The organism is Gordoniibacillus kamchatkensis, from assembly GCF_000829455.1.
Lineage (GTDB): Bacteria > Bacillota > Bacilli > Paenibacillales > NBRC-103111 > Gordoniibacillus > Gordoniibacillus kamchatkensis.
This window is the reverse complement of sequence record NZ_JXAK01000047.1, coordinates 16,095-42,022: the sequence shown is the minus strand read 5'-3', so window position 1 is coordinate 42,022 and position 25,928 is coordinate 16,095. Positions and strand designations below refer to the sequence as shown.

The 25,928-nt window shown below is 55.8% G+C and carries 26 protein-coding genes and 1 pseudogene; 20 read left to right on the top strand and 7 right to left on the bottom strand.

What is annotated here, in order from left to right:
- Nucleotides 1–374: 374 nt before the first annotated feature.
- Complete coding sequence (locus SD70_RS35220) at nucleotides 375–554, bottom strand: DNA glycosylase AlkZ-like family protein (RefSeq protein ID WP_269432517.1); 180 nt, start codon at nucleotides 552–554, stop codon at nucleotides 375–377.
- A gap of 90 nt (nucleotides 555–644) precedes the next feature.
- A complete protein-coding gene (locus tag SD70_RS23215) occupies nucleotides 645–2,042 on the bottom strand; it encodes an MFS transporter (protein WP_041050134.1) in 1,398 nt (465 codons plus the stop codon).
- A gap of 145 nt (nucleotides 2,043–2,187) precedes the next feature.
- Here SD70_RS23215 and SD70_RS33840 point away from each other — a divergent pair, with 145 nt between their 5' ends.
- On the top strand, nucleotides 2,188–2,511 hold the full coding sequence (locus tag SD70_RS33840) for an ArsR/SmtB family transcription factor (RefSeq protein WP_052487791.1): 324 nt from the start codon (nucleotides 2,188–2,190) through the stop codon (nucleotides 2,509–2,511).
- A gap of 595 nt (nucleotides 2,512–3,106) precedes the next feature.
- Here SD70_RS33840 and SD70_RS23200 read toward each other — a convergent pair.
- Nucleotides 3,107–4,033, bottom strand: a complete 927-nt coding sequence (locus tag SD70_RS23200) for an AraC family transcriptional regulator (RefSeq protein WP_041050160.1) — start codon at nucleotides 4,031–4,033, stop codon at nucleotides 3,107–3,109.
- A 195-nt stretch (nucleotides 4,034–4,228) separates the two neighbouring features.
- Here SD70_RS23200 and SD70_RS23195 point away from each other — a divergent pair, with 195 nt between their 5' ends.
- On the top strand, nucleotides 4,229–4,966 hold the full coding sequence (locus tag SD70_RS23195) for an SDR family oxidoreductase (RefSeq protein WP_041050132.1): 738 nt from the start codon (nucleotides 4,229–4,231) through the stop codon (nucleotides 4,964–4,966).
- Nucleotides 4,967–5,059: 93 nt separating this feature from the next.
- On the opposite strand, the gene SD70_RS23190 is transcribed toward SD70_RS23195, so the two are convergent.
- Genes SD70_RS23190 through SD70_RS23180 form a run of 3 tightly spaced genes read right to left on the bottom strand, consistent with a single transcriptional unit; the run spans nucleotide 5,060 to nucleotide 7,260 of the window.
- Nucleotides 5,060–5,860 carry an RnfABCDGE type electron transport complex subunit D gene (locus tag SD70_RS23190; protein WP_041050130.1) on the bottom strand — a complete coding sequence of 267 codons (801 nt, stop codon included), beginning with the start codon at nucleotides 5,858–5,860 and terminating at the stop codon, nucleotides 5,060–5,062.
- The gene (locus tag SD70_RS23185; RefSeq protein WP_041050128.1) at nucleotides 5,861–6,745 is read right to left on the bottom strand and encodes an FAD:protein FMN transferase; all 885 of its coding nucleotides are present in this window, start codon (nucleotides 6,743–6,745) and stop codon (nucleotides 5,861–5,863) included.
- A gap of 11 nt (nucleotides 6,746–6,756) precedes the next feature.
- Nucleotides 6,757–7,260 (bottom strand): FMN-binding protein, encoded by a 504-nt coding sequence (locus tag SD70_RS23180; protein WP_041050126.1) that lies wholly within the window; start codon nucleotides 7,258–7,260, stop codon nucleotides 6,757–6,759.
- 117 nt (nucleotides 7,261–7,377) lie between these two features.
- On the opposite strand from SD70_RS23180, the pseudogene SD70_RS39915 reads away from it, so the two are divergent.
- The 3 genes and pseudogenes from SD70_RS39915 to SD70_RS23170 all read left to right on the top strand — a co-directional run.
- Nucleotides 7,378–7,521 (top strand): annotated as a pseudogene (locus tag SD70_RS39915) (response regulator transcription factor); the annotation flags it as partial.
- 67 nt (nucleotides 7,522–7,588) lie between these two features.
- Nucleotides 7,589–8,065, top strand: a complete 477-nt coding sequence (locus tag SD70_RS23175) for a response regulator transcription factor (protein ID WP_331436830.1) — start codon at nucleotides 7,589–7,591, stop codon at nucleotides 8,063–8,065.
- On the top strand, nucleotides 8,055–9,338 hold the full coding sequence (locus SD70_RS23170; protein WP_052487790.1) for a sensor histidine kinase: 1,284 nt from the start codon (nucleotides 8,055–8,057) through the stop codon (nucleotides 9,336–9,338). The genes SD70_RS23175 and SD70_RS23170 overlap by 11 nt, the downstream gene beginning before the upstream one ends.
- 88 nt (nucleotides 9,339–9,426) lie before the next feature.
- Here SD70_RS23170 and SD70_RS23165 read toward each other — a convergent pair whose 3' ends face one another.
- Nucleotides 9,427–9,945, bottom strand: a complete 519-nt coding sequence (locus tag SD70_RS23165; protein ID WP_041050125.1) for a nucleotidyltransferase family protein — start codon at nucleotides 9,943–9,945, stop codon at nucleotides 9,427–9,429.
- A 340-nt stretch (nucleotides 9,946–10,285) separates the two neighbouring features.
- Here SD70_RS23165 and SD70_RS23160 point away from each other — a divergent pair, with 340 nt between their 5' ends.
- The 15 genes from SD70_RS23160 (at nucleotide 10,286) to SD70_RS23095 (ending at nucleotide 25,849) form a co-directional block, all read left to right on the top strand.
- Complete coding sequence (locus tag SD70_RS23160; protein ID WP_041050123.1) at nucleotides 10,286–11,677, top strand: ABC transporter substrate-binding protein; 1,392 nt, start codon at nucleotides 10,286–10,288, stop codon at nucleotides 11,675–11,677.
- A gap of 86 nt (nucleotides 11,678–11,763) precedes the next feature.
- Nucleotides 11,764–12,714, top strand: coding sequence for a carbohydrate ABC transporter permease (locus tag SD70_RS23155; protein ID WP_082053593.1), 951 nt, complete (start codon nucleotides 11,764–11,766; stop codon nucleotides 12,712–12,714).
- A gap of 15 nt (nucleotides 12,715–12,729) precedes the next feature.
- Nucleotides 12,730–13,587: a carbohydrate ABC transporter permease gene (locus tag SD70_RS23150; protein WP_041050122.1), complete on the top strand. Its 858-nt coding sequence runs from the start codon at nucleotides 12,730–12,732 to the stop codon at nucleotides 13,585–13,587.
- Nucleotides 13,588–13,624: 37 nt separating this feature from the next.
- Nucleotides 13,625–15,628 (top strand): MFS transporter, encoded by a 2,004-nt coding sequence (locus SD70_RS35215; protein ID WP_082053592.1) that lies wholly within the window; start codon nucleotides 13,625–13,627, stop codon nucleotides 15,626–15,628.
- A gap of 24 nt (nucleotides 15,629–15,652) precedes the next feature.
- On the top strand, nucleotides 15,653–16,486 hold the full coding sequence (locus SD70_RS23140) for a Gfo/Idh/MocA family protein (protein ID WP_231571442.1): 834 nt from the start codon (nucleotides 15,653–15,655) through the stop codon (nucleotides 16,484–16,486).
- Between the two features lie 11 nt (nucleotides 16,487–16,497).
- Nucleotides 16,498–16,752, top strand: a complete 255-nt coding sequence (locus SD70_RS38465) for a hypothetical protein (RefSeq protein WP_231571441.1) — start codon at nucleotides 16,498–16,500, stop codon at nucleotides 16,750–16,752.
- A 183-nt stretch (nucleotides 16,753–16,935) separates the two neighbouring features.
- Entirely contained in the window at nucleotides 16,936–17,895 is a 960-nt protein-coding gene (gene mraY, locus SD70_RS23135) for a phospho-N-acetylmuramoyl-pentapeptide-transferase (protein ID WP_041050120.1), read from the top strand.
- A 105-nt stretch (nucleotides 17,896–18,000) separates the two neighbouring features.
- A complete protein-coding gene (locus SD70_RS23130) occupies nucleotides 18,001–18,468 on the top strand; it encodes an NUDIX hydrolase (RefSeq protein WP_041050117.1) in 468 nt (155 codons plus the stop codon).
- 110 nt (nucleotides 18,469–18,578) lie between these two features.
- A complete protein-coding gene (locus SD70_RS23125; protein WP_041050115.1) occupies nucleotides 18,579–19,733 on the top strand; it encodes a serine hydrolase domain-containing protein in 1,155 nt (384 codons plus the stop codon).
- 171 nt (nucleotides 19,734–19,904) lie between these two features.
- Nucleotides 19,905–20,258 (top strand): DUF3870 domain-containing protein, encoded by a 354-nt coding sequence (locus SD70_RS23120; protein WP_041050113.1) that lies wholly within the window; start codon nucleotides 19,905–19,907, stop codon nucleotides 20,256–20,258.
- 149 nt (nucleotides 20,259–20,407) lie between these two features.
- Nucleotides 20,408–21,232, top strand: coding sequence for a M55 family metallopeptidase (locus SD70_RS23115; protein WP_041050111.1), 825 nt, complete (start codon nucleotides 20,408–20,410; stop codon nucleotides 21,230–21,232).
- 15 nt (nucleotides 21,233–21,247) lie between these two features.
- Nucleotides 21,248–22,180, top strand: a complete 933-nt coding sequence (locus tag SD70_RS23110) for an ABC transporter permease (protein WP_041050110.1) — start codon at nucleotides 21,248–21,250, stop codon at nucleotides 22,178–22,180.
- Between the two features lies 1 nt (nucleotide 22,181).
- Nucleotides 22,182–23,099 (top strand): ABC transporter permease, encoded by a 918-nt coding sequence (locus tag SD70_RS23105; protein ID WP_041050108.1) that lies wholly within the window; start codon nucleotides 22,182–22,184, stop codon nucleotides 23,097–23,099.
- 6 nt (nucleotides 23,100–23,105) lie between these two features.
- Nucleotides 23,106–24,137: an ABC transporter ATP-binding protein gene (locus SD70_RS23100; RefSeq protein WP_041050106.1), complete on the top strand. Its 1,032-nt coding sequence runs from the start codon at nucleotides 23,106–23,108 to the stop codon at nucleotides 24,135–24,137.
- A 47-nt stretch (nucleotides 24,138–24,184) separates the two neighbouring features.
- Nucleotides 24,185–25,849 (top strand): peptide ABC transporter substrate-binding protein, encoded by a 1,665-nt coding sequence (locus tag SD70_RS23095; protein WP_041050104.1) that lies wholly within the window; start codon nucleotides 24,185–24,187, stop codon nucleotides 25,847–25,849.
- Nucleotides 25,850–25,928 lie beyond the last annotated feature (79 nt).

The following is a 25,928-nucleotide window of genomic DNA, read 5'->3' as shown; positions in this document are numbered from 1 at the left end:
TGCGGCTGTCAGGGGGAGGGCCAGAATCGCAATCTGCGCCCCAAATAGAGAAACCGTTTCACTTACCCAAAACCTCATAAAATCCGAATGCCTCCACCAGACACTTTGTCCAGACGCTGACATGTAGTTCCTCCTCATTTTTGGCTATACATATTTTTGCACAAATGGGGCTTGGTGTCGTTTCACAATCTTGCTGTCTTATTCCCGCGATACGCGTTTGTAAAAAAAATGACTACCTTATTGGTAGCCATCAATCATCCACGTGTTGGATCCATGGTTATGGAACATATCGTCTTCCGAATTTACGACGCCCCTCAACTAAAGCTAACGGTTTATCGCTTGAAGAGAATGAAACAGTACAGAAAATGACCCGTTTACTGAACGAATAGGAGTTCCTTATTGCATAAAAGTTTGACGAAAGAATCAATGCACAAATCAGCTTTCTCTCGCTCAACTTCCAATTTCCAGATTCCGGCGACATATCCGTCGATGAGTATCGTCGATCGGATGATTCCGTTTGCAGTGAACACCCGACTGCGGTATCTTTCATCCAGTATTCTACTGCGGTATAAAATGTGTGCCGGCCAAAACCACGTGTAAACAAATTACGTGGTTTTGGCCGTTTTTTTGAGCTGCGATAGCCGTCATATTTTTCGTTTTCGAGGCAAAAACAAGGCGACAATCGCGCCGAGAAGAATGCCGAGTGCCGCCAAATAAATGGCTGTCCGCTCACCCGCAGCGATAGCTTCGCGCAGAGCTTCGCCGGTTTTTCCTTGAAAACCCGAGTTGGCAACGGCGATCAGAAGGGCAAGGCCTACGGCGTTGCCGATATTTAACGTGGTTGACGCAATACCGGATGCTACGCCTTGCTCTTCCTTGGCTACGCCGCTGGAGGCGGCGACCCACATACCGGTCCATGTAATCCCTTGGCCGATACCGGATATAATGAGTCCCGGAACGATGATGAGGTAACTGCTGCCGACATGCGCGCCAACCGGAATCAGCATCGTACCGGCAATTCCGATGAGCGTACCGATTAGCAGCGTACTGCGTGCCTCCAAACGGGTGGCCAGCCGTTCGCCGAGCTGAGTGCCCGCTGCAATGGCCAGAGAAGGGATGATAAAGGCGAGTCCGGTATTCAGAGCACTGTATCCGTGCACGTTTTGAAAAAGTATCGTAAGGAAATACGGCAGCGCACCGAACGTTCCCATAAAAATGAAAGTGATAATGACGCCTGCAACCAGGCTGCGATTGCGAAATAGATGCAGCGGCATTAACGGGTCGACGCTCCGCGCCTGGATAAAAGCAAAGACCGCCAGGAGGGTCAAGGAAAGAATGGCGCATACAAGGATATACGGGGAAGTCCAACCGAATTCGGGCCCCTGCACGAGAACATAAACCAGGAGTGTGGCGCCTGCGGTCACGGTGACGGCTCCAGGCATATCAAAGCGGCGCTTTCGTTTCCTCGACTCGTCGCGGGGAATGAGAAACATGGCGACCAGAGCGACGATACCTGCGAGCGGTACATTGACATAAAAGACGGCTTCCCAGCCGAAAGCATTGGTCAGCAACCCGCCCAATAGCGAACCTATCGTCAGTCCGCTGGCACCGGCTCCGCCCCATACGGCAAGTGCGCGGTTGCGGCGCGGTCCCTCTTCAAACAATCGGTTGATCAGCGACAAAGTGGCCGGAAAAAGAAACGCCGCACCAACGCCTTGGATCGCGCGGGCGATGATAATGACAAGCGCGTTCCAAGCGAGTCCACCGAGTAAGGACGAAACCGCGTAGAGGAGCAAAGCGAAAATAAACATCCGTTTATGTCCCAACAAATCGGCGGCACGCCCCCCAAGAAGCAGAAAACCTCCGCAGAAAATCATATAGGCGCTGACCACCCATTGCAATGACTGCTTCGAAAATCCGAGTCCTTGGCCAATCTCCGGAAGAGCAACGTAAACGATATTGATGTCAAGTCCGTAGATGAGTTGGGCCAAAGCGAGCAGACCCAAGCTCCATCCCAAGGCCCGGTGCTTGACGGCAGCCATTTCCGGTACTGCGGCATGAAGCCGGGATTGAGATCGGTAGACATGAAAAGATCACTCCCATATTTCAATTTTTTTTGAAATGATTTAAAGCGATTATATTTCAAAAATAATTGAAATGTCAAGGAGGGGATGATATAATTTTTTCATGAGACAAATTGATGAATTTGCAGTAGCCCAAGCGGCTAAAGTACTTAGCGATCCGATACGGCTAAAAATATTGACGCTACTTAAAGAGGGCAGACAGGAGGTTTACCAGGCGCCAGTTTGTTCGGCTTTTGCTCATGCCATCTGTCCGGAGGATCTGAAGCTCGGTTTGGGTGACATTTCGTCGTCGAAGCTGTCGTATCATTTGAAGGAATTGAAGGACGAAGGCTTCATTCAGGAGTGCAGGGAGGGGAAACGGATTTATTATCTCTTAAAGCCTGACCGTTTCAAGAGCTTAATTGAATCGCTCCACAGGTTTTATTAGACGTAATCAACATGTAATTTGATTTTCATGTGGCATTAATGAACCTAGCCTATAATAATAGCTGACCCCCTTTTCAATATATAAAAATTAAGACCCGCAGCCTGATGCTGCGGGTCTCTTTCTGCTTATCGAATATCTGCACAATGTCCTGCTGGCGTTGAATTATCGAGATTTACTTAACAAACGGTCTCGAAAGAACTGCGGACTAAACAGGCCCAAGCAGGATTTTTTTACTCGTTCGGGCGACCGTCGCCATTTTTATACAACTGCAACGTGGAAAGTTTGCCAGAATCTTCGTTGTACGAAATCCGGATAAGCTTACACGGGTTTAGCCTTCTAAGTTTGATGAACATTACGTCATTGAACGGGTGAATGTTGAATAATTTATAATCATGAAGGCTGCCGGCAGGCAGCCTTATTAAGCTTTGGGCAGCATTGAAAAATATCGTCCATCCGTTGATCAAAGCCTTCCTTCAAAAAGCCATCCAATCATAATAACCTAATGAGATTAAGCGCTAACGGATTACAGGATTGATCGGCAGCCTCGCTCAGCGATCGGGCAGCATCAAACTTTCTCTTGTTACTTTTATGGAATTCAGACAAGTACTTTGGAGTCCTTGATCGAACCGCGAAGCTCTTGAACATCCAGCATCGGTGGCCGGCCATACATACGGGCATATTCCCGGCTGAACTGGGACGGGCTCTCGTAGCCGACGCGGAACGCCGCATCGGAGGCTTGCACGGCTTCCGTCAACATTAAACGCCGGGCTTCTTGCAAACGCACTGTTTTCTGGTATTGCAGCGGGCTCATCGCCGTGACGCGCTTGAAATGCTTATGAAACGCCGATATGCTCATGTTCACGGACTTCGCGAGCTGCTCAACCGCCAGCGGGCGGTCGTATTGCCGATTGATCAACCGGATTGCTTGAGCGATGTTGTAGGCATGGCTGCCGCTGATCGCAAATTGATAAAGAAGCGCGCCTTGTTCGCCCTGAAGCATTCGATACAGAACTTCGCGGATGACGAGCGGCGCCAGAACCGGAATGTCCTCGGGCGCGTCGAGCAGTTGCATGAGCCGCACGATGGCTTCGAGTAATACGGGCGACGTTTGGCTCACGGCTATACCCCGGCCGGCTTCCGCGGAGACGAAAGCGGGGTGATTCGTTTTCTCCACGAATTCCAGGATGACGTCGACGTCGAAGCTCAGCTTCAAACTTAAATAGGGAATCTCGGGTGAAGCCTCGACAATTGTGCCCATGATCGGCAATTCGACGGAAGTGACCAGGTAAGTCGAAGGATCGTACCGGTAGGTTTCACCAGCCAGCGTGGCCATTTTAGCTCCCTGCGCCACGACGCAAATGGATGGCTTGTAGACGGATTCCAGCGGTTCCGACAAGTGTGTGGCATGCATAAGCGACAAAGAAGGAATAGCCGTCCGATGCGTTCCGCCAGCCGGGGCATGGCGACGTATTAAAAGCGCCAATTGCTGCAAGGCTTGTTCCTTGCGCTGCGCTTCATCCATTGTTTCCATGTAGGCCGGCTCCTTTCCAGGAAGGATTGTTTTTACTTTTATTATATGGAGACGGGAGAGAATCAGGCAAGGATCGGACAGGAATGGTCTAACGGCGCGATGCTAACACTTACTATAATAAATTTGCAGGGTCGAACTCGGCGAATGACCGATAGGACCGCAACATGATAAAGGAGAGGAAAAGACATGAATTTGAACGGAAAAGTCGCGATCGTCACCGGGGCTTCGCGAGGCATCGGACGGCAAGTGGCCATCCAATTAGCGCAAGCCGGAGCGAAGGTGGTTGTCAATTATTCCTCAAGCCGGGGGAAAGCGGACGAGGTTGTAACGGCGATTGAGCAATTCGGCGGCCAAGCGGCGGCAATCCAAGCCGACGTGAGCAAGGTGAGCGAAGTCGAGGCGTTGTTCTCGGAGACGCTCGAGCGATTCGGGCGCGTGGACATTTTGGTCAATAATGCCGGCATCATGGAAAACAATGCGATCGCGGACGTGACGGAGGAAATATTCGACCGGCATTTCGCGCTCAACGTGAAAGGGACTTATTTCGCTTGCCAACAAGCGATGAAGCATATGGAGCGAGGCGGAACAATCGTTAACTTCTCGACGTCTGTCTCGGGCGCGATGCTCCCGACATACAGCGTATATGCCGCAACGAAGGGCGCGGTCGAGCAGCTGACACGTCAATTGGCCAAGGAATTCGGCCCCAAGGACATCGTCATCAATTGCATTGCGCCCGGGCAAGTGGCAACCGACTTGTTTCTGAACGGCAAATCGCCGGAGCTAGTCGATTCGTTCCGACGAATGAATGCGTTCGGGCGGCTTGGCGAACCGGAGGACATTGCGAATGCTCTCGAGTTGCTCGTCAGCGACAAAGCTCGTTGGATAACAGGACAGACGATTCGCGTAAACGGCGGGTTTAATTGAATATTGCGGAAGGCGCTTCATAGAAAGAAGGGACGTACGGACAACGGGCAGTAGCGTTGGCGGTACGTCCATTTTTTTTCGCAATAAGTCGGTTCAAGCCCCGCGCCGGTACTCTTTTCCCGTAGACAACCGCGCTTTGAGCAAATGATACAGGTTCCCGGCAAGCAGGCCGATAAACAAGTACATCAGCCCGCCGAAACACGCGTAAACGGCGGCGCTCACCACCGCGGCGAGAATGCCGAACGCGATTTGACCGCCCGTCTTGGCCGGAGAAGTCGGCGGGTCGGTCAGCATAAAGAAGGCGAAGAACAGGGCGGCGTTGATAAACGGCGGCCGGAGCGCGTCGGCGGCGTCCCCGACATGGAAACAGCCCATCATGAACAGCAAAAAGAGAAATGTCCCGATAAACGCAAACAGTTGCGGATATTTGTTCACCCGGTTCACCACAGCGTATCCGCCGAGCAAAAGCAGCGCAATAGTCCATGCAGGGAGGTCGCCGAATGCGCCCCACCAGCTTTGTCCGGAATGAAACAACGGAACGGACAGCAGCAACCCGAAAGCCGCCGGATTGAAGACCGGTTTTTTCTTGGCGACAAGCAGATGCTTGGATAATATCGAGACGATACAAGTCGCGGCCACAATGAACAACGAAGTAGTGACGCTTAATACCAGCGCATTAATGAGCCCCGTAATCACGGCACCGTCCGGCATGATTCGCTTTCTTTTGCCAATAAGAGCGCAAACGATGTCCGCGGCCACGGAAACAGCGACGGCGACTACACCGTTTATGATGCCTTTCGCGTCGAACGCCCCAATCGAGGCTATAAGCAGACAAGCCGCCAGCGCAACTGTGACGTAGCCCTTTGGCGATTTGATCCATTGACCCGCTGTCATTCATATCCCTCCGACTGTTACGATCTGCAGAGCGGGCGTGATCAGAATTCCTTTCGTACCCGTTTGTTCGATAAACGTCTTCCCTCTATTCTCCACCAGCAAAAATGCGGCGGTCGCCATAGCGTCCGCCATCATGGCAAAAGGGGCGATGATGCTGCAGCTGATCCAAACGTTTGGCGAGCGCCTCGTTTTAGGGTGAAGCAAATGATGCGTGCCGGGGACTTTGGCGCTCTTGCGCTCATAGCTCCCGGAGGTGCAGACCGCCTCATTCGAAACGGTGACGGATTGCACGATTTGGTCTTTATGGTAAGGATGCCGAATGCCGATTTCCCAATCGCTGCCGCTTTCGTCCACTCCCCCGGCAAACAGGTCGCCACCGGCATTGACGACAAATCCGTCAAATTCCCGCAATTCGCTAGCCGCCAAATCGATGGCGAACCCTTTGGCCACGGCGCCCAGATCGATGACGAGCGGCTTCCGCAGCAAAACGGTGCGGTCCCGCTCATTTACGATAACATCCCGATACGTCACGCTTTCGGCGGACGGACTGAGAATCGTTTGTCCTGTCAAATAATGACGGTTGAACCCGTGCTCTTCCATTAGCCCGCCCACCGTAGGGTCGAATACGCCGTCTGTCCATTTGGCTACCTCCAAAGCAAACTTGAGAGGCTCGAATAAAAACGGGCTCACCGGAACGGGGGTCCCGAACTGGCGGCACGCCATCATCAATTCGCTGTCAGGGCTGAACCGGCTGCACGCCTGTTCGACTTGGCGAAACGCAGCAAACGCTCTGTCGATTTGCGCTTCCGCACGATCCGCCGATTTCCCGGAGGCGACGACTTGTATATCCACTACCGTATCCATAAACAATTTGGCTTTTTTCATGCGTCGATCCATCAGGCGTTTTTGGCTTGAGTAAGCGCATCTTGCACGGCGTCTTCGAACGCTTGGGTGCTGTACGTTGCGCCTGAAACATTGTTAACGTGAGCGCTTTGCTTTTGCAGCACTTCCCCAGGCAGCCCCACTACATCGCTTTCCGAATAATGCATAGCAAAATGGCTGATTTCTACGTCCGTAATTTTGTCGTTCTTGATCGTGACCGCCACTTGAATCGAGCCGCGCCGATTGCTTCCCATCCCGGTGTAGGTGCCGTCTTTATACAGCTTCTTGGACTGGCTCGTCTTGCCGGGCTGGCCGGCAGATTTGCTTGCCTGGCCGTTCTGGCCGAATGGATCAGCTTGGCTCGCCCAGCCGCCGCCGGACTGAACATCCGTTTGAGCGTACTGCTGCGGCGTTTGCGCAGGGGCAGCTTCTGTTTCCGTCGTCACATAGCCGGCAGCGTACACTGCCGCGATAGCCGCTGAGCATAGGGCAACCCACTTTTTGTCCATTTTCGCCATGTCTCTATCCCTCCGTTCAGCCGATACCGTCAGTATAAACGGGCAACATTGAAATTTTCTTAAAACCGGGGATTCTGATAAAATGAATGCAAAATTCGGTGAAAGGCGGCAAGCGGCATGCGCGTACTGGTGGTGGAGGACGACGCTTCCTTGCTCAAGGTCGTCCGCGATATTTTCGAAGGCGAAGGGTTTCGGACGGATGCTGCCGAGACAGGCGACGACGGCTATTATTTGGCTCAGCAGGCTATCCACGATTTGATTGTACTCGATGTGATGCTGCCCGGCATGAACGGTGTCGAAATTGTAAAAAAAATTAAGAGCCCAGTCCGTGTCGATCCCTGTCATCCTGTTGACGGCAAAAGACGCGGTGGACGATCGCGTGGCCGGTCTCGATGCCGGAGCGGACGATTACGTCACGAAGCCGTTCGCCGTATCGGAATTGCTGGCACGCTCAAGGGCGGTGCTGAGGAGACGGGGCACGCTCGGCCAGGAAGGCGATCTGACCTGCGGCCCGATCCGCTTGTCTCGTACGGTGAGGGACGCTTTTTGCGGAGAAACTCCGCTCAATTTGACGGGGAAAGAATACGAATTGCTGGAATTTTTCCTATGCCATAAAGATCAAATTTTGACCCGCGAGCAAATATTCGACCGGGTGTGGGGGTTCGATTCGGGGGCGGCCATTACGGCGGTCGACGTATATGTGCATCATTTGCGCAAAAAACTCGCGGCGGGCGGCGCTGATGCATTGCTCCGCACGGTGCGGGGAATCGGCTATCTGTTAAAGGGAGAGGCCAATGTTCAATAACATTCGCAGAAGACTGGTTATCGTCAACGCCGCGGTTTTTTTGCTCGTGCTTGCCGTTCTGAGCTCCATGCTGTACGTTCATATGCGATATCGGCTATTTCACGAGACAGACGAGATTTTGCAGCAGGCGGAGCGCCGGATCGGGACGTACCGCAACGTGGAGGAGCTGCTTCGGTCCGATCACCCGGAACCTCAGCAGGATGAAAGAACGACGTACCTGTTTTGGAATGTGCAAGGGCAGCTGGTCGGCCAATCGCCGAAAGGGTCGTTTTCCGGCACGGCTGAGGGGCAATTTCGGTATCGGACGGACGCGTCGGCGATTCGCACGGTAACGGCCGATAATCGTAGTTATCGCGTGCTGCAGTTCCCGAATCCGCATCAAGGCTCGGATGCGATTGCCACTATAGCGATCGTAAGAAGCTTGGGAGATGTCAACAACACGCTCCGTTCGCTGCTGTGGGACATTATCGCGGGCATTGCCGCCAGCGTGGCCATTTCGGTTGTCGCCGGATTCTTTTTGGCCGAACGGGCATTGATCCCGATCCGCCGCTCGTGGGAGAGGCAGCAGCGCTTTGTGGCCGACGCCTCGCACGAGCTGCGGACGCCGACAGCGGTCATTCACGCGCAAACAGAGCTGCTTCTTCGCCACCCCGCGAATACGATCGAGCAGGAGAGCCCCAATATCGCCGCCATTTTAAAAGAGAGCCGGCGGATGGGCAAGCTGGTGGACGACTTGCTCACGCTGGCCAGGTCCGATTCGAACGAGCAGCTGATTCAACCGTCCGCCATCGCTCTGGACAGCCTGCTGTCCGAAGTGACAAACCACTTCCGCTCTTTGGCGCATACGAAGGACATCGAGATTGCGACGGACATCCGGAAGCCGCTATCCCTCTGGGGGGATGAAAGCAGAATTCGCCAGCTTCTCGTCATCGTATTGGATAACGCCTTGAAGTATACGCCGGCAGGGGGGCGGATCGAGGTGACGGGCCGCTATCAAGCGGGTTCCGTTTATATCGGCGTATCCGACAGCGGCTGCGGCATCGCGGAGGAGGAGCTTCCTCACATTTTTGAACGGTTTTACCGCGGAGACAAAGTCCGCTCCCGTGCCCAAGGCGGGACGGGGCTTGGACTGTCGATCGCGCAGTGGATCGTAGACGCGCACGGAGGAACCATTCGGGTGCATTCCAAAGTCAATCAAGGAACCAAGGTAGAGCTGCTGTTTCCGCAAAAACATCGGGCGCCGGCAGAAGGCGGCAATCCGGCCTCCGTTTAGCAATACTTCAAATAATCTTCCATCGTATCCAAATCCAGCACGATCCCTTCGTCTTCCACCGGCACTAAAATGTGCTTCTCCGCATATTTCATAATCGTTTTCGCCCCGGCGTCGCCCTCCAGCTCCGCAAAATGGCCAAGCATCGCCCTGGAAAACAGGACGGGATGGCCTTTTTGCCCGTGGCAGGAAGGTTGAATGATCCATTTTGCAGCGCGGTTGCGTCGCAAGCTTGGCGAAATTCGTCAAAAAATCGGCTAATCGTGCTGGCTTGAATGAAGGGCTGATCCGCCAAAAAGATCATGACCGCCTGCGCGGAGCTCGGGCAGCATGCGGCTGCCGTACGCAAAGAAGCGCTCATGCCGTCGGCATAATCCGGGCTGTGAACCCAGGCGAACCGGCGGTCGTCCACTTGGATGGCGGATTGCAGCGCTTCGTGCCGGTGCCCGGTGACGCATACAATTCGCTCGAATGGAAATGGCAGCAGCTTGCGTATCGTTACAGCCAGCATCGGCGTGCCTCGGATCGGCAGCAGCTGCTTGAAATCGCCCATGCGGGCCGATTTGCCGGCAGCCAGCACGACGGCCGCCACAGGTATCGTCTCGTTCATCGCCATCTCCCTCCTTCCTCAGCCTTATGTATACTCCCCGCAGGGCGATTCCAGCCCAAAGTACACCAATCGACATCGGCCCGAATCATATCGCAACAAACGACACCAAGTTCCATAATTCAACATTAATTTCAATCATTAAGTATAAAAGGAAGTATCTGGACCAAGCGTACCCGCATATGATATGCTGGAAACGGTTACAAATATGCGAATTTTAAACTATCGCCAAGGGGGGAGCCGATAAATGTAACCAAATCGTTGCAGCGAAGATCGCATACTTGGACGGAGGCTTTAATGGTTCAAAGGTTTGCATTGAATCCAACATTTCGGAGGTCATCCAATGAGGAGAAAAGGAAAACCGTTTGCACTGCTTGCCGTCACCATGATCTTGACTACAATTTTGTACGGATGTTCGGGTTCGGGCGCAAAGCCTGCCGCTTCGGGTGCCGATACGGCTGCTAAAGGGAACGATACGGCGGCGGCGGCACCGAGTAAGGACAAGGTGGAGATAACCTGGCTTGTCAGAACCGACCCGAACATGATCGATTGGGAGAAAGAAATGATTGACGGCTTCCAGAAGGAGCATCCGAACATTACCGTGAAGCTGGAGCAAATTCCGCAGGCGGAAATCGACCAGCGGCTCACGACGATGATCGCTTCCGGCAAAGTGCCGGACGTATGGTCGTCGAACTGGGCGAACTCTGGCTTCGCTACTTATAAAAAAATGGGCGCGCTGCTCGACCTGACGCCGTATGTGAAGAAGGATCAGGCGGCGCTCAGCACGATCAACCAGAACATCATGAACATTTATCAGATCGACGGCAAAATATACGGCATCCCGATGCTCAGTATCGGCAGCTTCCTGTTCTACAACAAGGAGCTTTTCGACAAAGCCGGAGTTCCGTACCCGACTGTGAACTGGGACGATACGTCGTGGAACTTCCAGAAAATGCTGGAAAACGCGAAGAAGCTATCCAGCGACATCGGCAACGCCGACAAGCAAGTGTTCGGCGTGTTCAACAGCATGAGCGCGAACTTGCAGTCTTGGATGTTCGGCGGCGACTTCTTTAAGCCGGAAGCGTATACGTCGGCCGTCATGGGCGAGCCTGCGGTGCTGACGAACAAAGCGAATAAAGAAGCGATTCAGTTCAACGTCGATCTGATTCAGAAGGAGAAAGTAGCGCCGAACCAGACGACGATCGATGCCGTGTCGGCGATCGGCGATCCGTTCCTGACCGGCCGCGTGGCGATGGTTATCAACGGCGGCTGGGGCTTCTGGGCGTATCAGCCGGCCAAATTCAAGTGGGGCGTAGCGCCGATCCCGTATCATGACGGCCGCAAAATCGCGCTGTTCGTCGACCCGTGGAACATCAGCGCGAAGAGCAAGCATCCGGCAGAATCGTGGGAGCTCATCAAGTACCTCGTCGACCCGAAAAACGGCGGCAAGAAATTTATGGAGAAAACGTCCGCAACTCCGGCGGATACGTCGCTCGCCGAGCAGTGGTACAAACAAATCGCGGACAAAACCGGCATGAAGATCGAAGACATCAAAACGCTCAACGAAGGCGCGATCAAAAACGGCCGCGAAGCGGATAACCACCTCATCGACAAGTTTTCCGTCATCAGCAATACGATCAACCAGACGATTGCGGGCGTGTGGAACGGCCAGAAGAGCGTCGACGACGGGCTGGCGGAAATCGACAAAAACCTCCGCTCCCTGAACCTGAAGTAGCCGGCCGTAGGGTCCAAACTATGCCAAAAGGTTTCCCTTGGCGCACGCGGCCAAGGGAAACCTTTTGCCAATCGAGGTGACGTCCCATGAATTCAGCGCCCGCCGCCGCCGAGCCGCAAATCCGGCGCGCCGCCAAAAAGAAACGGAACCCGGAGCTCGCCCGGGAGGAACGCGCCTTCTGGCTGTTCATATCGCCCTGGGCGCTAGGCTTCCTGCTGTTTACCGGCGGCCCGATTATTGCTTCCCTGTTTCTCAGCTTTACCGACTATAACGTCATCGACGCGCCGAACATCATCGGCCTCAAAAACTTCGTCGACTTGTTTCATGACAAGCTGTTTTACAAGTCCATCAGCGTGACGTTTTATTACGCCGTCCTGTCCGTGCCGTTCACGATCATCAGCTCCTTGCTGCTGGCCGTGCTGCTCAACAACAAAATCAAAGGCCAAGCCTTGTTCCGGACGCTGTACTACACGCCTTCGATCATTTCCGGCGTCGCCGTATCGTTCCTTTGGATGTGGCTGCTGAATCCCGATTTCGGCGTCGTCAATTCGCTGCTCAGCCAGTGGTTCGGCATCAAAGGGCCGGGCTGGTTCACGAAGCCGAACACCGTCATCCCCTCGATGGTGCTCATGCAGCTGACAAGCATCGGCGGCACGATGGTTATTTTCCTCGCGAGCCTGCAGACGTTGCCGAGCGATCTGTATGAAGCCGCCTCGATCGACGGGGCAAGCCGGGTGAAGAAGTTTTTCCGGATTACGGTGCCGCTCATTTCGCCGGTTATCCTCTTTAACGCCATCATCGGCATCATTTCGTCGTTCCAGGTGTTTACGCAAGCTTACGTCATCACCAAGGGCGGGCCCGACTGGAACTCCTACTTCTACGTGCTGTACTTGTTCAACACCGCGTTCGCCCAGTTCCGGATGGGCTATGCCTCCGCCCAGGCCTGGATTTTGTTCATCATCATTTTCGCGCTGACGCTGCTTTCGCTGTGGGTGTCGAGAAGGCTGATTTACTACGAATATGACAGTAAGCGTTAGGGAGGAGCCGGAACTATGTTAGCAAGACGAAGAGTCAGTCATGGCGAGCTGAGCCTGGGCGGCAAAATCGTCGTTTACGGCCTGCTGCTCCTGGGACTGCTGCTGTTTGCTTTTCCGCTGTTCTGGATGATCATCACGTCGCTGAAAGATTTGGGGGACGTTCACAAGCTGCCGATGACGTGGATTCCGAATCCGATCCGGTGGAGCAACTACGCCAAGGTGTTCCATGACGCGCCGCTGGAGAGGTATATTGTCAATACGGTGGCGTACACGGCGGTCACGATGGTCGCGGTGGCGCTGTCCTCGTCGCTCGTCGCTTTCGGCTTCGCCAGGCTGCGCGCCAGAGGGAGCAAGTACTTGTTCCTGCTCGTGCTGGCGACGATGATGATCCCGCCGCAGGTGACGATGATTCCGCAATACTTGCTGTTCAACAAATTCAACTGGGTCGACTCGTATTTGCCGCTCGTCATCCCGGCGTTCGGCGGCAGCGCGTTCATCATTTTCCTGCTGCGCCAGTTTTATTTAGGGTTTTCGCGGGAGCTCGACGAGGCGGTCAAAATCGACGGCGGGGGCTTTTTCACGATATATGCCCGCATTATTTTGCCGCTGTCGATTCCGTCTTTGGCGACGGCGGCGATTCTCGAATTTATGTACCGGTGGAACGATTTGATCGGGCCGCTCATTTATTTGAGCGACGGCAGCAAATATCCGCTTTCCTTGGGGCTGTCCAATTTTACGGCCGCTTACGCCGCCACCCCGTGGAACTTGCTCATGGCCGCCTCGATCGTCGCCGTGGCGCCGCCGCTGCTGCTGTTCTTCTTCGCTCAGAAATATTTCATCCAAGGTATTGTCATTACCGGCTCCAAGGGATAATCTGGAAGCAAACGACACACCGCAAATGGAGAATCGAATGAAGCTCGCACAAGACATCAGGCAATTCGTTCACGTTCCGGGCGCTCTCAAGCTGCTGGCGGCTATGCTGCTGTATGGCGCGGGCACGGGCATCCTGGCGCCGATGAACGCCGTCTATTTGCACGATCAGATCGGCCTGAGCAAAGGCCAGATCACCATCGTTTACTGCGCGTCGCTGCTGCTCAACATGGCCGCGACCATCGCCGTCGGCATCGTCAGCGACCGGATGCGGAGCAAAAAGCGGCTGCCCTTGGCAGCGGCGGTCGTGTGCAGCATCGGCCTGCTCCTCTACATGCGGGCAAGCACGTTCCCGGGGGCGCTCATCGCGATGTGCATCGCGGTGGCCCCTTCGGGCCTTATTATGGGCCAGCTGTTTGCGATGGCCCGCAATCATTTTGCGGCACGGGCTGGGGCGATTTTGGAGATGGCGCTCGTGTGGCTGCGGGCCGGCTTCAGCGTCGGCTTTTTTGCCGGGCTGCTGCTCGGGGCGAATTTGTTCCTGGCGTTCGGCTTCCGAGGGGTGCTCATCGGCAATTTGGCCGGATATGCAGGGCTGCTCGTCATGCTGCTGCTGTATACCGAGGTGACGAAAGATGCCGCCGGGGCTGCGAAGGCGGGGCAGAGCGAGCCGTTCTCGCTCGGCGTGCTGGCAGCTTTGCTTATGCTGGCGTGCGCCGATTCGATCCGCGGCTTGTATTTGCCGCTCATCGTCAACTCGCTGTTCGGCCATCCGCAGTATGCCTCGTACTTGTGGAGCGCACAGGCGGTATTCGAGCTGCTGTTCATGACCGTCACCGGGTACTGGGCGGCGAAATACGGCAGCAAGCCGATCATTGCCGCCGCCGGCGTCATGGCAATCGCCGCTTACATCGTGTACGCGCTCGCTTCTCCACTGGCGCTGTTCTTCGCCGTGCAGCCGCTCTACTCGTTCTTCGTCTCCGTCCTGTACGGAGTGGCGATGGGGGTCGTGCAGCGCATGTTCGCGAGCCGCACCGGGTTCGGTTCCAGCTTGTACGTCAGCATTACGCAGACGGCCTCGTTGATCGGCTACATTCTCCCTACGCTCATCCGGGGAGTGACGCCGCACATCTTCATCCTGCCGATGATTCTCGTCGCCGGATCGCTGTCCATTTTGGGTTATCAACTTTACCAAGCGAGGAGCTTCGCCATGGAAATCAGCATATGTTCTTTTAGCTTTCACCGGCTGCTGGCCGCGGGCCAGCAAGACATTTTCGGATACATACGCGACTGCAAAATGCTCGGCTGCACGAGGCTGGACCCGTGGAACGCGCATTTGGCGCAAATCGAGCGCGGGGAGGACGTGCTTCATGCCGGGGGCCATCCCGGCGAGTCGCAGCATTTGACCCCGGCAGACGACGCTTTTCTGGACGAAGTGAAGCGGGCGGCGGACGAAGCCGGACTGCCGTTCGGCTGCATTGCGGTGGACGGCGCGCACATTTACGAAGAGACGGAAGAGGCGCGGCAGCGGAACCGTGCCAAGGCGTACCGCTGGATCGCCATCGCGGCGAAGCTGGGCGCGTCCCATATCCGTATCGATACCGGCGGACCGGAGCAGTGGACGGACGAGCAGTTCGCAGTGACGGTGGAGGGCTATCGCGACGTCATTGCGCGCGCGAAAGATGCGGGGCTTCAAGTTATCGTAGAAAATCATTGGGGGCCGACGCTCCATCCGGCGAACGTCGTGCGCCTGATGGAAGCGCTGCCGGAGCTCGGCCTGCTGCTCGATTCGTGGAACTGGGCGCCGGGCAAGCAGGCGGAAGGCTGGCTTACGTGCGCCAAATATGCTAAAGTGACGCATGTGAAGACGTTCCATTTTACGGCGGACGGCCAGGAGCTTACGCAGAACGTGCCCGCTTTTTGCCGGCTGCTGCTGGAGCACGGGTACGACGGCGTATGGGGCGTGGAAAGCGTGCCGAGGCAAGAGGGCGAAATCGAAGCCGCGCGGAAAACGATCGAGCTGATTAAAAGCGCCGTCGCTTGACGCGCAAGGAGAGGGGAATTCTTCATGGAACCGAAACGGATCGGGATTATCGGCGTCGGGCAAATCGGCAAGCATCATCTGGATGAATACGCCAAGCTGGAAGGCGTCCAGGTTGTCGCAGCGGCCGATGTCAACGAGCAGGAGCTCGGGCGCGTCGCGGACCAATACGGCATTGCGCACCGCTACACCGATTTCCGCGAGCTGCTGGCGCGGGACGACATCGAAGCCGTCGACGTGTGCCTGCATAACAATTTTCATGCGCCGATGACGATTGCCGCCCTGCGGGCAGGCAAGCACGTGTATTGCGAGAAGCCGATTGCCGGTTCGTATGCGGACGGCAAGGCGATGCTCGAATGCGCGGAGGAAACGGGCCGGATGCTGCATATCCAGATCGCCACCCTATACTCGAAGGAGACGAAGGCCGCCAAAGCGCTCATCGACGATGGCAAGCTCGGCAAGCTGTACCATGCCCGGTCGACGGGCTTCCGCCGGCGCGGGCGGCCTTACGTGGACGGCTACGGCGCCCCGTCGTTCGTGCGGAAAGAAGTGTCCGCCGGCGGCGCGCTGTTCGATATGGGCATTTACCACATTTCGCAAATTGTATATTTGCTTGGCCTGCCGCAGGTGGAGCGGGTGAGCGGCAAAACGTATCAGGAGACGGATATGGACGAGGCGCGCCGGGAGACGAGCGGCTACAACGTGGAGGAGCTCGGCCTCGGCTGGTGCGCTTCTCCGGCGGAGCGACGCTGGACATTATCGAGGCTTGGGCGATCCAGCTTGACGGCTTTGAAGGAAGCAGCATTGTCGGCTCGCAGGGCGGTGTGCGCCTGTCGCCGTTCAGTTATCATGCGACGCTGAGCGATATGAATATGAACGCTACTTTCGACTTGAACGCGATGGATTACCGCTGGCACCAGCTCCGCGCCAACCAGGACGCCTACGACTCGTCGCAGCACCACTGGCTCGCTGCCTTACAAGGCAGGGTCGAGCTGCTGCCGACGGCGCGAATCGCCTTAAGCACGATGCTGATCAGCGAAGGCATTTATTTGTCCGACAAGCTCGGCCGCGAAGTGACGGCGGAGGAAATCGCCGCCGCATCCGTATCGACGGCGATCAGGCTGTAGCGAGAGAAGAGCTTAGATGGGAAGGCACGGAGCCGTAGGGGCTTCGTGCCTTTTTGCTGAATCGAGAAGGTCGGCGATTTTGGAGCAGCCCTGTTTGTTTCGCAGGGAAAAGGAATATTTGTCCACGTCGGCGAATTACAATAGTAAAAAATGATCATCCGTACGGAAAGCGGTGTTTCATGCATGTTCGGGATTTTGGGTGTATCCGGTCTATCATTTTTGCTGGTGGCGATGTTCACGCCGCTGCTCATTTGGGCGCTGCGCACGTTAAAACTGACGCAGCCGATTCGCGCGGAGCTGCCTCCCGACCATCAGGCCAAGCGCGGGACGCCGCTGATGGCTGGCCTCATTTTGCTTGTCGGCGTGGCAATGTCGCTGCAGTTTCATCCCGCACCTCTGACGGTTTTGTTATGTGCCACATTCCTTCTGTTCAGCTCGGTCGGCTTTATGGACGATTTCAAAAAGGCCGCGTGGCAAGACCCGTCAGGTATTTCCGGGCGTACGAAACTGGTGTTTCAATTCGCGTTTACCGCCGTGCTGCTGTTCATATTGTTCCGTTGGTTCTCGCTGACCAGCGACATTACGCTGTTCCACGGGTTCCAGCTGCATCTGCCCATATACGTATATATCATCATCATGCTGCTCTTCATCGTTGGCTCTGCGAATGCCATCAATTTTACGGACGGACTGGACGGGCTATTGATCAATGTTGCGATCCCGACTTATTTTTTCTTTTTCTTGATTTCCGACAAACCTGAAGTACAGACGTTTTCGCTCGTCATGATCGGCTGTCTGCTGGGCCTGTTTCTTTACAATATTTATCCCGCGCGAGCGTTTATGGGCGATACCGGATCGATGGCGATCGGAGGCTCCCTTTCTTTTTTGGCTGTTATCGAGAAGGTCGAGATTTTGATCCCGATCCTGTTTTCGGTATATTTGGCGGAACAGCTTTCGGTCATCCTGCAGGTGTGGTACTACAAGCGGACGAAGCTGCGGCTGTTCCGGATGACGCCTATCCATTTCCACTTCAGCCTCAAGTACGGCTGGAGCGAGAACCGGATCGTCATGGTGTTCGGCTTTATTTCCTGGCTGTCTGTCCTTGTTTGCTGGCTTCTCTTGAAATTTGTGATTGGCAAAAGTTAAATGAGCCCCGCAACAGAATCGCCATGAAAAGTACAGCCACTCCCGGCACGAGGACACAAGAATTATAATGAAATTGCAGCAACTCTATCGCAAGGAGGAAAACAATTGTTCATCGTCAATGTCGAGGGTGCGGTCGTCCATGATGACCGATGGCTGATCATCAAGCGCAGCGCCAAGGAAGATCATGCCGGAGGAACGTTGTCGCTTGTCGGCGGCAAGGCGGATGCGGACGGACCCACAGCCGACATTTTGGAGAAAACCGTGAAACGGGAAATTTTCGAAGAGGTTGGCATCGAGATCAAGGAAACCGTGCACTATGTGTACAGCTCTTCGTTCGTTACGGATCGCGGGCAACATGTCGTCAATGTCGTTTTCTTGTGCGAAGACGGCGCCGGAACCGCGTGCTGCAAAAGCCCCGATGAGGTCGAGGCGGTCTACTGGATGACGTACGACGAAGTCATGAATGATCCGCGAACACCGGCGTGGACGAAAGAAAGTGTGGCGCGGGCGGCAAAGGTGCTGGCGTCCGTTCGATCAGCGCAGGAACCAAAATCGGACATCTCCCCCATATAAAGGAATTCTACAGCCGCAAAAAATGCTACCCAGTGCCGACATACTTGTTTATAATAGAAGTAAAACTTCATATTTGCTTTACATACATAGCTTGACGAAGGGGGCCCACCTTGAATTACTTGGATGAACGCATCCGGCAGCTGCTGGACAAGCACCGGATCGTCGGGCTCGCCGCCTCTGTTATGAAGGAAGGGCACCAAGTGTGGAGCGGCGGCTACGGATGGGCGAATATCGCCGGACGCATACCGGTTACGGACCATTCCGCGTTCCGGATCGCCTCCATATCGAAGACGGTAGTCGCGACGGCGGTCATGCAGCTTGCGGAAAAGGGCTTGTGCAGCATCGACCAGGACGTCGGCGACATTCTCGGTTTTCCGGTCCGCAACCCGAATCATCCGAACTCGCCGATAACGCTGAAACATATGATGACTCATACGTCCGGCCTGCAGGACGAATACGTGCGGTTTGTCGTCGATTCGCGCAGCGAAAATCCGCCCAAGATCAAGCTTACGGAATTGCTGTTGCCGGGCGGAACTTACTATACGGACCGCCTCTGGGGCGACGGAGAGCCGGGCGACCCGAGCCGGTTCGAATATTCGAACGTCGGCGCCGTCATTTTGGCGACGGTCGTGGAGAAGCTTTCGCGAGAGCGTTTCGACTTGTACTGCCGCAACCATCTGTTCGAGCCGCTGCAAATGAACGAGACCAGCTTCAACATCCAATATTTCGAGCATACGGACGATATCGCCACGCTATACGAATATGCGCAAGAAACAGACTCCTTCGCCGTCAGTACGGACGATTACCAGGGCAAGAAGCCGGATCCTATCGATTACAGCGGCTATGTGCCGGGCACGAACGGCGCGCTGTTCAGCCCGCAAGGCGGACTCAGAACGAGCGTGCGCGACTTGACCCGGTTTCTCGAAGCGCACGCGAACAAAGGCGAGCGGGAAGGCGTGCGAATCCTGCAGCCGGAAACCGCCGAGCTCATGCACCAAGCTCATTGGACAGGGTACCGAAGCGAAGGATTTTTCCGCAATAGCGGGCTCCAGTTCCAACTAACGGACGACCTGATTCCCGGGCACAGATTGATAGGGCATGCCGGAGACGCATACGGTCTGCTCAGCGACATGTATTTCCACGAGCGGGAACGTTGGGGCTTCATTCTTATCATGAACGGGCTTGTCCAGCGCAAAGGGCAAGGAGTATATTTTGAGGCGGAGGAAGAGCTGGCCCGATTGCTGTATGACGTCTTTATCCAATAACACCAGGTCAATCGGCAGGAAAACATTCGTTATTTACAACATGTTATTGCAATGTTAGACTATATTACACCGCCGTTGGCGTTTTGGCATCCACCGGTCGTGGGAAGCGTTTCCCTTCCCACATCCCGTGCGGAAACCGTACAAAATGCTGACAAGGAGAGTGGACAGACGTTGTACGACAAAGATACGATTTATGTGATCGGCGATGCGCAAGCGTCCGTGAACAATCCGATCACCCAGCAGTTCAGCGCCTTTTTTATCGGACTCGTCGTCGATACGACAAGCCACAAAATTATCGACGCCGGCTGCTCGTCCACGATTCCGCTCACTTCGGAGTTTGTCCGCTCCATCTTTATCGGCCACAATATGCTTCTGTTCGACACCGTAGCCGCCGAAATCCGCCGCCGCTATCACGGTTCCTCGCAGAAAGCGCTGATCGTGGCATACAAGGATGCGCAAAAAAAATACAAATCGGCACTGAACAGTCGCGAAGATCCGGGCTCCGAGCCTTCCGGCACAGTGTAAGCTGCTTTATTTATCCGTATGGCGACATAAGCGACATACCCGTAAATAAAACCCAGCAGATGGCGATCGAGGATGCACATGGTAGCATGGCGCTCCTTTAGAGCCGTTTGTCTGGGTTTTTCTATTCCAATCGCACAGGAGGAATCCCTTTGAAACTGTATATTTCGATCGATATGGAAGGCATTACCGGTCTTGTAGACCCTACGTTCGTGGATTCGCGGCAGTACAATTACAACCGCGGCCAGCACATCATGACGGACGAAGCGAATCACGTGATCGGCACCGCTTTTGAACAAGGCTGCAAGGAAGTCGTCGTCAACGACAGCCATTCGAAAATGAACAATTTGCTCATCGAGCGGCTTCATCCGGAGGCGCAGCTCATTTCCGGCGACGTCAAGCCGTTTTCCATGGTGCAGGGGCTCGATGCTTCGTTCGCGGGCGCAGCTTTTCTCGGGTACCATACCCGCGCAGCCCGCAAAGGCGTGCTGAGCCATACGATGATTTTCGGCGTGCGCAATATGTACATTAACGATACGGCGATCGGCGAGCTCGGTTTTAACGCATTCGTAGCAGGACATTACGGCGTGCCGGTGCTGCTCGTGGCCGGCGACGACGAGACGGCGCGCGAAGCGGAGGAGCTCATCCCGGGCGTAACGACGGCGGTTGTGAAGAAGTACATTTCGCGCACGTCGGCGCTTTGCCTTACCCCGGAAAAAAGCGGCGAGCTGCTGCGGGCGAAGACGAAGAAGGCGCTCGCGAACCGCGCTGACGTGAAGCCGCTCGTGCCGCCGGCGAATCCGGTGCTGTCGATCGAGTTCGCCAACTACGGCCAGGCCGAATGGGCTCACTTGATGCCGGGAACGGCGATCGATGCGAACAGCCCCGTCGTCACGTTCCAGGCCAAAAACATTCTGGAAGCTTACCAAGCGATGCTGGTCATGACGGAGCTGGCGATGAGAACGGCATTTTGTTAAGAAGCGGGTGACGGCATGACCAGGTATATAGTCCGCAGATTCGTCTCGATGATCGTCACGCTGTGGCTCATTATTACGATTACGTTTTTCCTGATGCATGCGGTGCCGGGCTCGCCGTTCGAAAAAGACGGCAAAGGCGCGAATCCGACCGCCGTGCAAAATTTGATGGCGTTTTACCATTTGGACAAGCCGCTGCTTACCCAATACGGGCTTTATTTGAAGGCGCTGCTGTCGCTCGATCTCGGGCCGTCCATCGGCCATTTCCCCGACACGGTCAATTCGATGATCGACCGGGGATTCCCCGTTTCGTTCCAGCTCGGCATGGTGTCGATCGCTTTCGCCGTCATCTCGGGCATTGCGCTCGGGACGATAGCGGCGCTACGGCACAACCGGCTGATCGATTATGCCGCGATGGTGTTCGCCGTGATCGGTATCGCCGTGCCCAACTTCATCGTCGCAACGCTGCTGATCAAATACGTGGCGGTCGACTGGAAGCTGCTGCCGGTAGCGACGTGGGGCAGCTGGAAGCACGTGATCCTGCCTGCGCTTGCGCTCTCGACCGGTCCGCTGGCGCTCATCGCCAGAATGACCAGGGCTAACATGCTCGAAGTGCTGACGGCCGATTATATCGAAACGGCGCGGGCCAAAGGGCTGTCGCCGGCGACGATCGTAATCAAGCATGCGCTGCGCAATGCGATTTTGCCGGTCGTGACGCTGCTCGGCGCCCTGGTGGCGAACGTGCTGACGGGGAGCTTCGTCATCGAGAAAATTTTCGCCATACCGGGCATGGGCAAATATTTCGTCGACGGCATCAACAACCGCGACTATTCGCTCATTATGGGCACGACCGTATTTTACAGCGCGCTTCTCGTCTTCATGATGTTCGTGGTGGACATCGCCTACGGCCTCATCGATCCCCGCATCAAGCTGCACAAGAAGGAGGGTTAACGTGAGCGTCCCGGATTCTTTATTTGTTCCTATGGCGAAGAGCGCGGAAGCTTCGGAAGCGATTGTACGGCCGCGCCTGTCGTTCTGGCAGGAAGCGTGGCACCGGCTGCTGAGCAACAAGCTGGCCATGCTGGGCCTGATCGTCATCGTCCTCGTTGCGCTGCTGGCCATTTTCGGCCCGAGCTTGACGGATCAAAGCTATTCGAAGCAATCGCTGCTCGACGCGAACCAGAAGCCTTCGGCCGTGCACTGGTTCGGCACCGACGATCTCGGCCGCGACGTCTACGCCCGCATCCTGTACGGCGCCCGCATCTCGCTGTTCATCGGGCTGATGGCGGCGCTTATCGATTTGCTCATCGGCATGGTGTACGGCGGCATTTCCGGCTACCTGGGAGGGCGTGTCGACAATATCATGATGCGCTTTGTCGATCTGCTGTACGGCATCCCTTACTTGCTCATCGTCATATTGCTCATGGTCGTGATGGGTCCCGGTCTCCTGACGATTATCGTCGCGCTCAGCGCCACCGGCTGGACCGGCATGGCCCGCATCGTGCGCGGGCAAGTGCTCAGCCTGAAGTCGGCCGAGTACGTGCTTGCGGCGCGATCGCTCGGCGGCAGCGCCGGCTACATTATCCGCAAGCATCTGCTGCCCAACGCGCTCGGCGTCATTATCGTGCAGGTGACGTTCTCCGTTCCTTCGGCGATTTTCGCCGAGGCGTTCCTCAGCTTCCTCGGCCTCGGCATTCAGCCGCCGCTGGCGAGCTGGGGGGCGATGGCCAACGACGGCTTGCCGACGATTTTGTCCGGCCATTGGTGGCGGCTGTTTTTCCCGGCGTTCTTCATTTCGGTTACGATGCTGGCTTTCAATCTCGTAGGCGACGGCTTGCAGGACGCCTTCAACCCGAAGCAGAGGAGGTAGAGCCGAATGACATTCAAAAGCACACCCGACGTTCTGCTCGAAGTGGATAATCTCCACGTCTCCTTCAAAACGTTCGGCGGCGAAGTCAAGGCGGTCCGCGGCGTCAGCTTCACGCTGCGCGAAGGCGAGACGCTGGCTATCGTCGGCGAATCCGGCTGCGGCAAAAGCGTTACCGCGCGCAGCATGATGCGCCTCCTTCCCGAGCATAGCGCCAGCATTCGCCAAGGCAGCATCCGCTTCAAGGGCCAGGAATTGACCGGGCTGAGCGAGAAACAAATGCGCGAGCTGCGAGGCTCGGAAATTTCGATGATTTTCCAGGATGCGATGACCGCCCTGAATCCGACAATTACAATCGGCGAGCAAATTATGGAAGGCATCATCCGCCACCGGAAAATAAGCCGCGCCGAAGCGCGCAAGCAAGCGATCGAAATGCTCGGGCTTGTCGGCATCACCAGCCCCGAGACGCGGCTGAAGCAGCACTTGCACGAATTCAGCGGCGGCATGAGGCAGCGCATCATGATCGCGATGGCGGCGGTATGCAGCCCGTCCGTGCTTATCGCCGACGAGCCGACAACGGCGCTGGACGTGACGATTCAGGCGCAAATCATCGACCTGTTCCGCATGCTGCAGGAGAAAACCGGCGTCGCGATCATCATCATTACGCACGATCTCGGCGTTGTCGCCAACATGGCCGACCGCGTCAACGTCATGTACGCCGGGGAAATTGTGGAAAGCGGCACGGTGGACGAGCTGTTCCGGCACCCGCAGCACCCGTATACGAAAGGGCTGCTGGCGTCCATGCCGCGCCTCGACACGGACCGTTCCAAGCCGCTCACCCCGATTCCGGGCACGCCGCCGGATCTGTTCGCGCCGCCTCGAGGGTGCGCTTTTGCCGCGCGCTGCAGCAATGCGATGGAGGTGTGCGGAGCGCACGCGCCGGAGCGGACGGCCCATTCCGCGACCCATTCGTCAGCCTGCTGGCTGCACGATCCGCGGGCCAAACAAGTATTCCAGCCGCCGATTGCGAGCAACGGGTAATCGGCACTAGGATAAATCACCAACTTTCATGAAGGGGAGAAGTGTACATGAAAAAAACATCAGCACTGCTCGTCAGCTGCGCCTTGCTGCTAGGCACGGTACTGGCTGGCTGCAGCAAAACGCCGGATGCCGGGAACGCCGCAGGAACGCCAGCGACCGGAACGAAGGCGGAAGCCGGCAAAACGGCGGCCAAGCCGAAAATTGTCGTCTACAACAACAACAAAGAACCGACCTCCATGGACCCGCCGATCGGCTTCGACCAAGTGTCTTACGACATTGTCAACAACGCGTTCGAAGGCTTGACCCGACTCGGCAAAAACCAGTCTCCGGAGCCGGCCATGGCGAAAGAGTGGAAAGTTTCCGCCGACGGCAAGAAATACACGTTCGCCCTTCGCGACGGCATCAAATGGTCGAACGGCGATCCGGTAACCGCCGGCGACTTCGAGTACGCCTGGAAGCGCCTGCTCGATCCGAAGACGGCGTCCGACGCCGCGTTCCTCGCCTATCCGATCGAAGGCGCGGAAGCGTACAACTCCGGCAAAGGCCCGGTTGACGGCGTGAAAATCAAAGCCGTTGACGACAAGACGCTCGAGATTACGCTGGCGCAGCCGGCATCCTGGATGCTCAGCCTCGTGTCCAGCCCCGCCTTCTTCCCGGTCAACAAAGCCGTTGTGGAGAAAAATCCGAAATGGGCCGGCGAAGCTTCCACCATCGTCAGCAACGGGCCGTTCACGATTACCGAATGGAAGCACGACAGCGAGCTGAAAATGGTGAAAAACGACAAGTACTGGGATGCGGCGAACGTGAAGCTGGACGGCGTTACGTACAAAATGGTCAACGATTCCAGCACCGCTTACCAGCTGTTCAGCACCGGCGAGCTCAACGTGTCAAACACGACCGGACCGTTCCCGGCCGATATGAGCGACAAGCTGTTCGCCGACAACAAAGTCAAGGTCGAAGACGGCGCCGGAACGGCGTTCTACCGCTTCAACACAAAAATGAAGCCTTTCGACAACGTCAACATCCGCAAAGCGTTCGTAGCTGCCGTCGACCGCCAGAAGCTGGTCGATCTGGTGCTCAAGAAAAAGCAAAAGCCGGCAGTCGGCTACGTCTCTCCGGGTCTGAAAGATCCTGCGGGCGGAGACTTCCGTACCGTCGGCGGCGATCTGATCAAGTTCGATGCCGCTCAGGCCAAGAACCTGCTCGCCAAAGGCATGCAGGAGGCCGGCTACACGACGCTGCCTGAAGTGACGCTGACGTACAACACGAACGACGAGAGCCAGCGCATCGCCCAGGCGCTGCAAGCGATGTTCAAGGACAATCTGGGAGTCGACGTGAAGCTGCAAAACAAAGAAGGCAAAGTATTGACGACGGAGCAAAAGGCGCTGCAGCTGCAGCTGTCCCGTTCTTCGTTCCTGCCGGACTTCGCCGATCCGATCAACTTCCTGGACGGCTTCCAGTCGACGAACCCGTTCAGCCGCACAGGCTGGAAGAACGATCAGTACGACAAACTGATCAAAGACGCATATAATGAACCGGATGACGCCAAACGCTTCAAAATGATGCATGACGCGGAGAAAATCCTGATGGACGAAGCTCCGATCTTGCCGCTCTATTTCTACAACAACGTGTACTTGCAAAACGATAACGTGACGGGCGTCGTCCTTCACCCATTCGGTTTCATCGACTTCAAGTGGGCCGATATGAAATAAGCTTGCTCATACAAAGAGGGGTTGGCACCCGGACCATGGGTGCTTCTCCCCTTTTTTTTCGAGCGATTCGGCGGGAAAG

Coding starts and splice junctions, on each gene's coding strand:
- SD70_RS33840 (WP_052487791.1), top strand. CDS start 2,188: ATGAGACAAATTGATGAATTTGCAGTAGCCCAAGCGGCTAAAGTACTT.
- SD70_RS23190 (WP_041050130.1), bottom strand. CDS start 5,860: ATGACAGCGGGTCAATGGATCAAATCGCCAAAGGGCTACGTCACAGTT.
- SD70_RS23140 (WP_231571442.1), top strand. CDS start 15,653: ATGGAACCGAAACGGATCGGGATTATCGGCGTCGGGCAAATCGGCAAG.
- SD70_RS35215 (WP_082053592.1), top strand. CDS start 13,625: ATGAAGCTCGCACAAGACATCAGGCAATTCGTTCACGTTCCGGGCGCT.
- SD70_RS23155 (WP_082053593.1), top strand. CDS start 11,764: ATGAATTCAGCGCCCGCCGCCGCCGAGCCGCAAATCCGGCGCGCCGCC.
- SD70_RS23150 (WP_041050122.1), top strand. CDS start 12,730: ATGTTAGCAAGACGAAGAGTCAGTCATGGCGAGCTGAGCCTGGGCGGC.
- SD70_RS38465 (WP_231571441.1), top strand. CDS start 16,498: ATGAACGCTACTTTCGACTTGAACGCGATGGATTACCGCTGGCACCAG.
- SD70_RS23185 (WP_041050128.1), bottom strand. CDS start 6,745: ATGAAAAAAGCCAAATTGTTTATGGATACGGTAGTGGATATACAAGTC.
- SD70_RS23170 (WP_052487790.1), top strand. CDS start 8,055: ATGTTCAATAACATTCGCAGAAGACTGGTTATCGTCAACGCCGCGGTT.
- SD70_RS23095 (WP_041050104.1), top strand. CDS start 24,185: ATGAAAAAAACATCAGCACTGCTCGTCAGCTGCGCCTTGCTGCTAGGC.
- SD70_RS23180 (WP_041050126.1), bottom strand. CDS start 7,260: ATGGCGAAAATGGACAAAAAGTGGGTTGCCCTATGCTCAGCGGCTATC.
- SD70_RS23195 (WP_041050132.1), top strand. CDS start 4,229: ATGAATTTGAACGGAAAAGTCGCGATCGTCACCGGGGCTTCGCGAGGC.
- SD70_RS23160 (WP_041050123.1), top strand. CDS start 10,286: ATGAGGAGAAAAGGAAAACCGTTTGCACTGCTTGCCGTCACCATGATC.
- SD70_RS23200 (WP_041050160.1), bottom strand. CDS start 4,033: ATGGATGAAGCGCAGCGCAAGGAACAAGCCTTGCAGCAATTGGCGCTT.
- mraY (WP_041050120.1), top strand. CDS start 16,936: ATGTTCGGGATTTTGGGTGTATCCGGTCTATCATTTTTGCTGGTGGCG.
- SD70_RS23100 (WP_041050106.1), top strand. CDS start 23,106: ATGACATTCAAAAGCACACCCGACGTTCTGCTCGAAGTGGATAATCTC.
- SD70_RS23110 (WP_041050110.1), top strand. CDS start 21,248: ATGACCAGGTATATAGTCCGCAGATTCGTCTCGATGATCGTCACGCTG.
- SD70_RS23215 (WP_041050134.1), bottom strand. CDS start 2,042: ATGGCTGCCGTCAAGCACCGGGCCTTGGGATGGAGCTTGGGTCTGCTC.
- SD70_RS23165 (WP_041050125.1), bottom strand. CDS start 9,945: ATGAACGAGACGATACCTGTGGCGGCCGTCGTGCTGGCTGCCGGCAAA.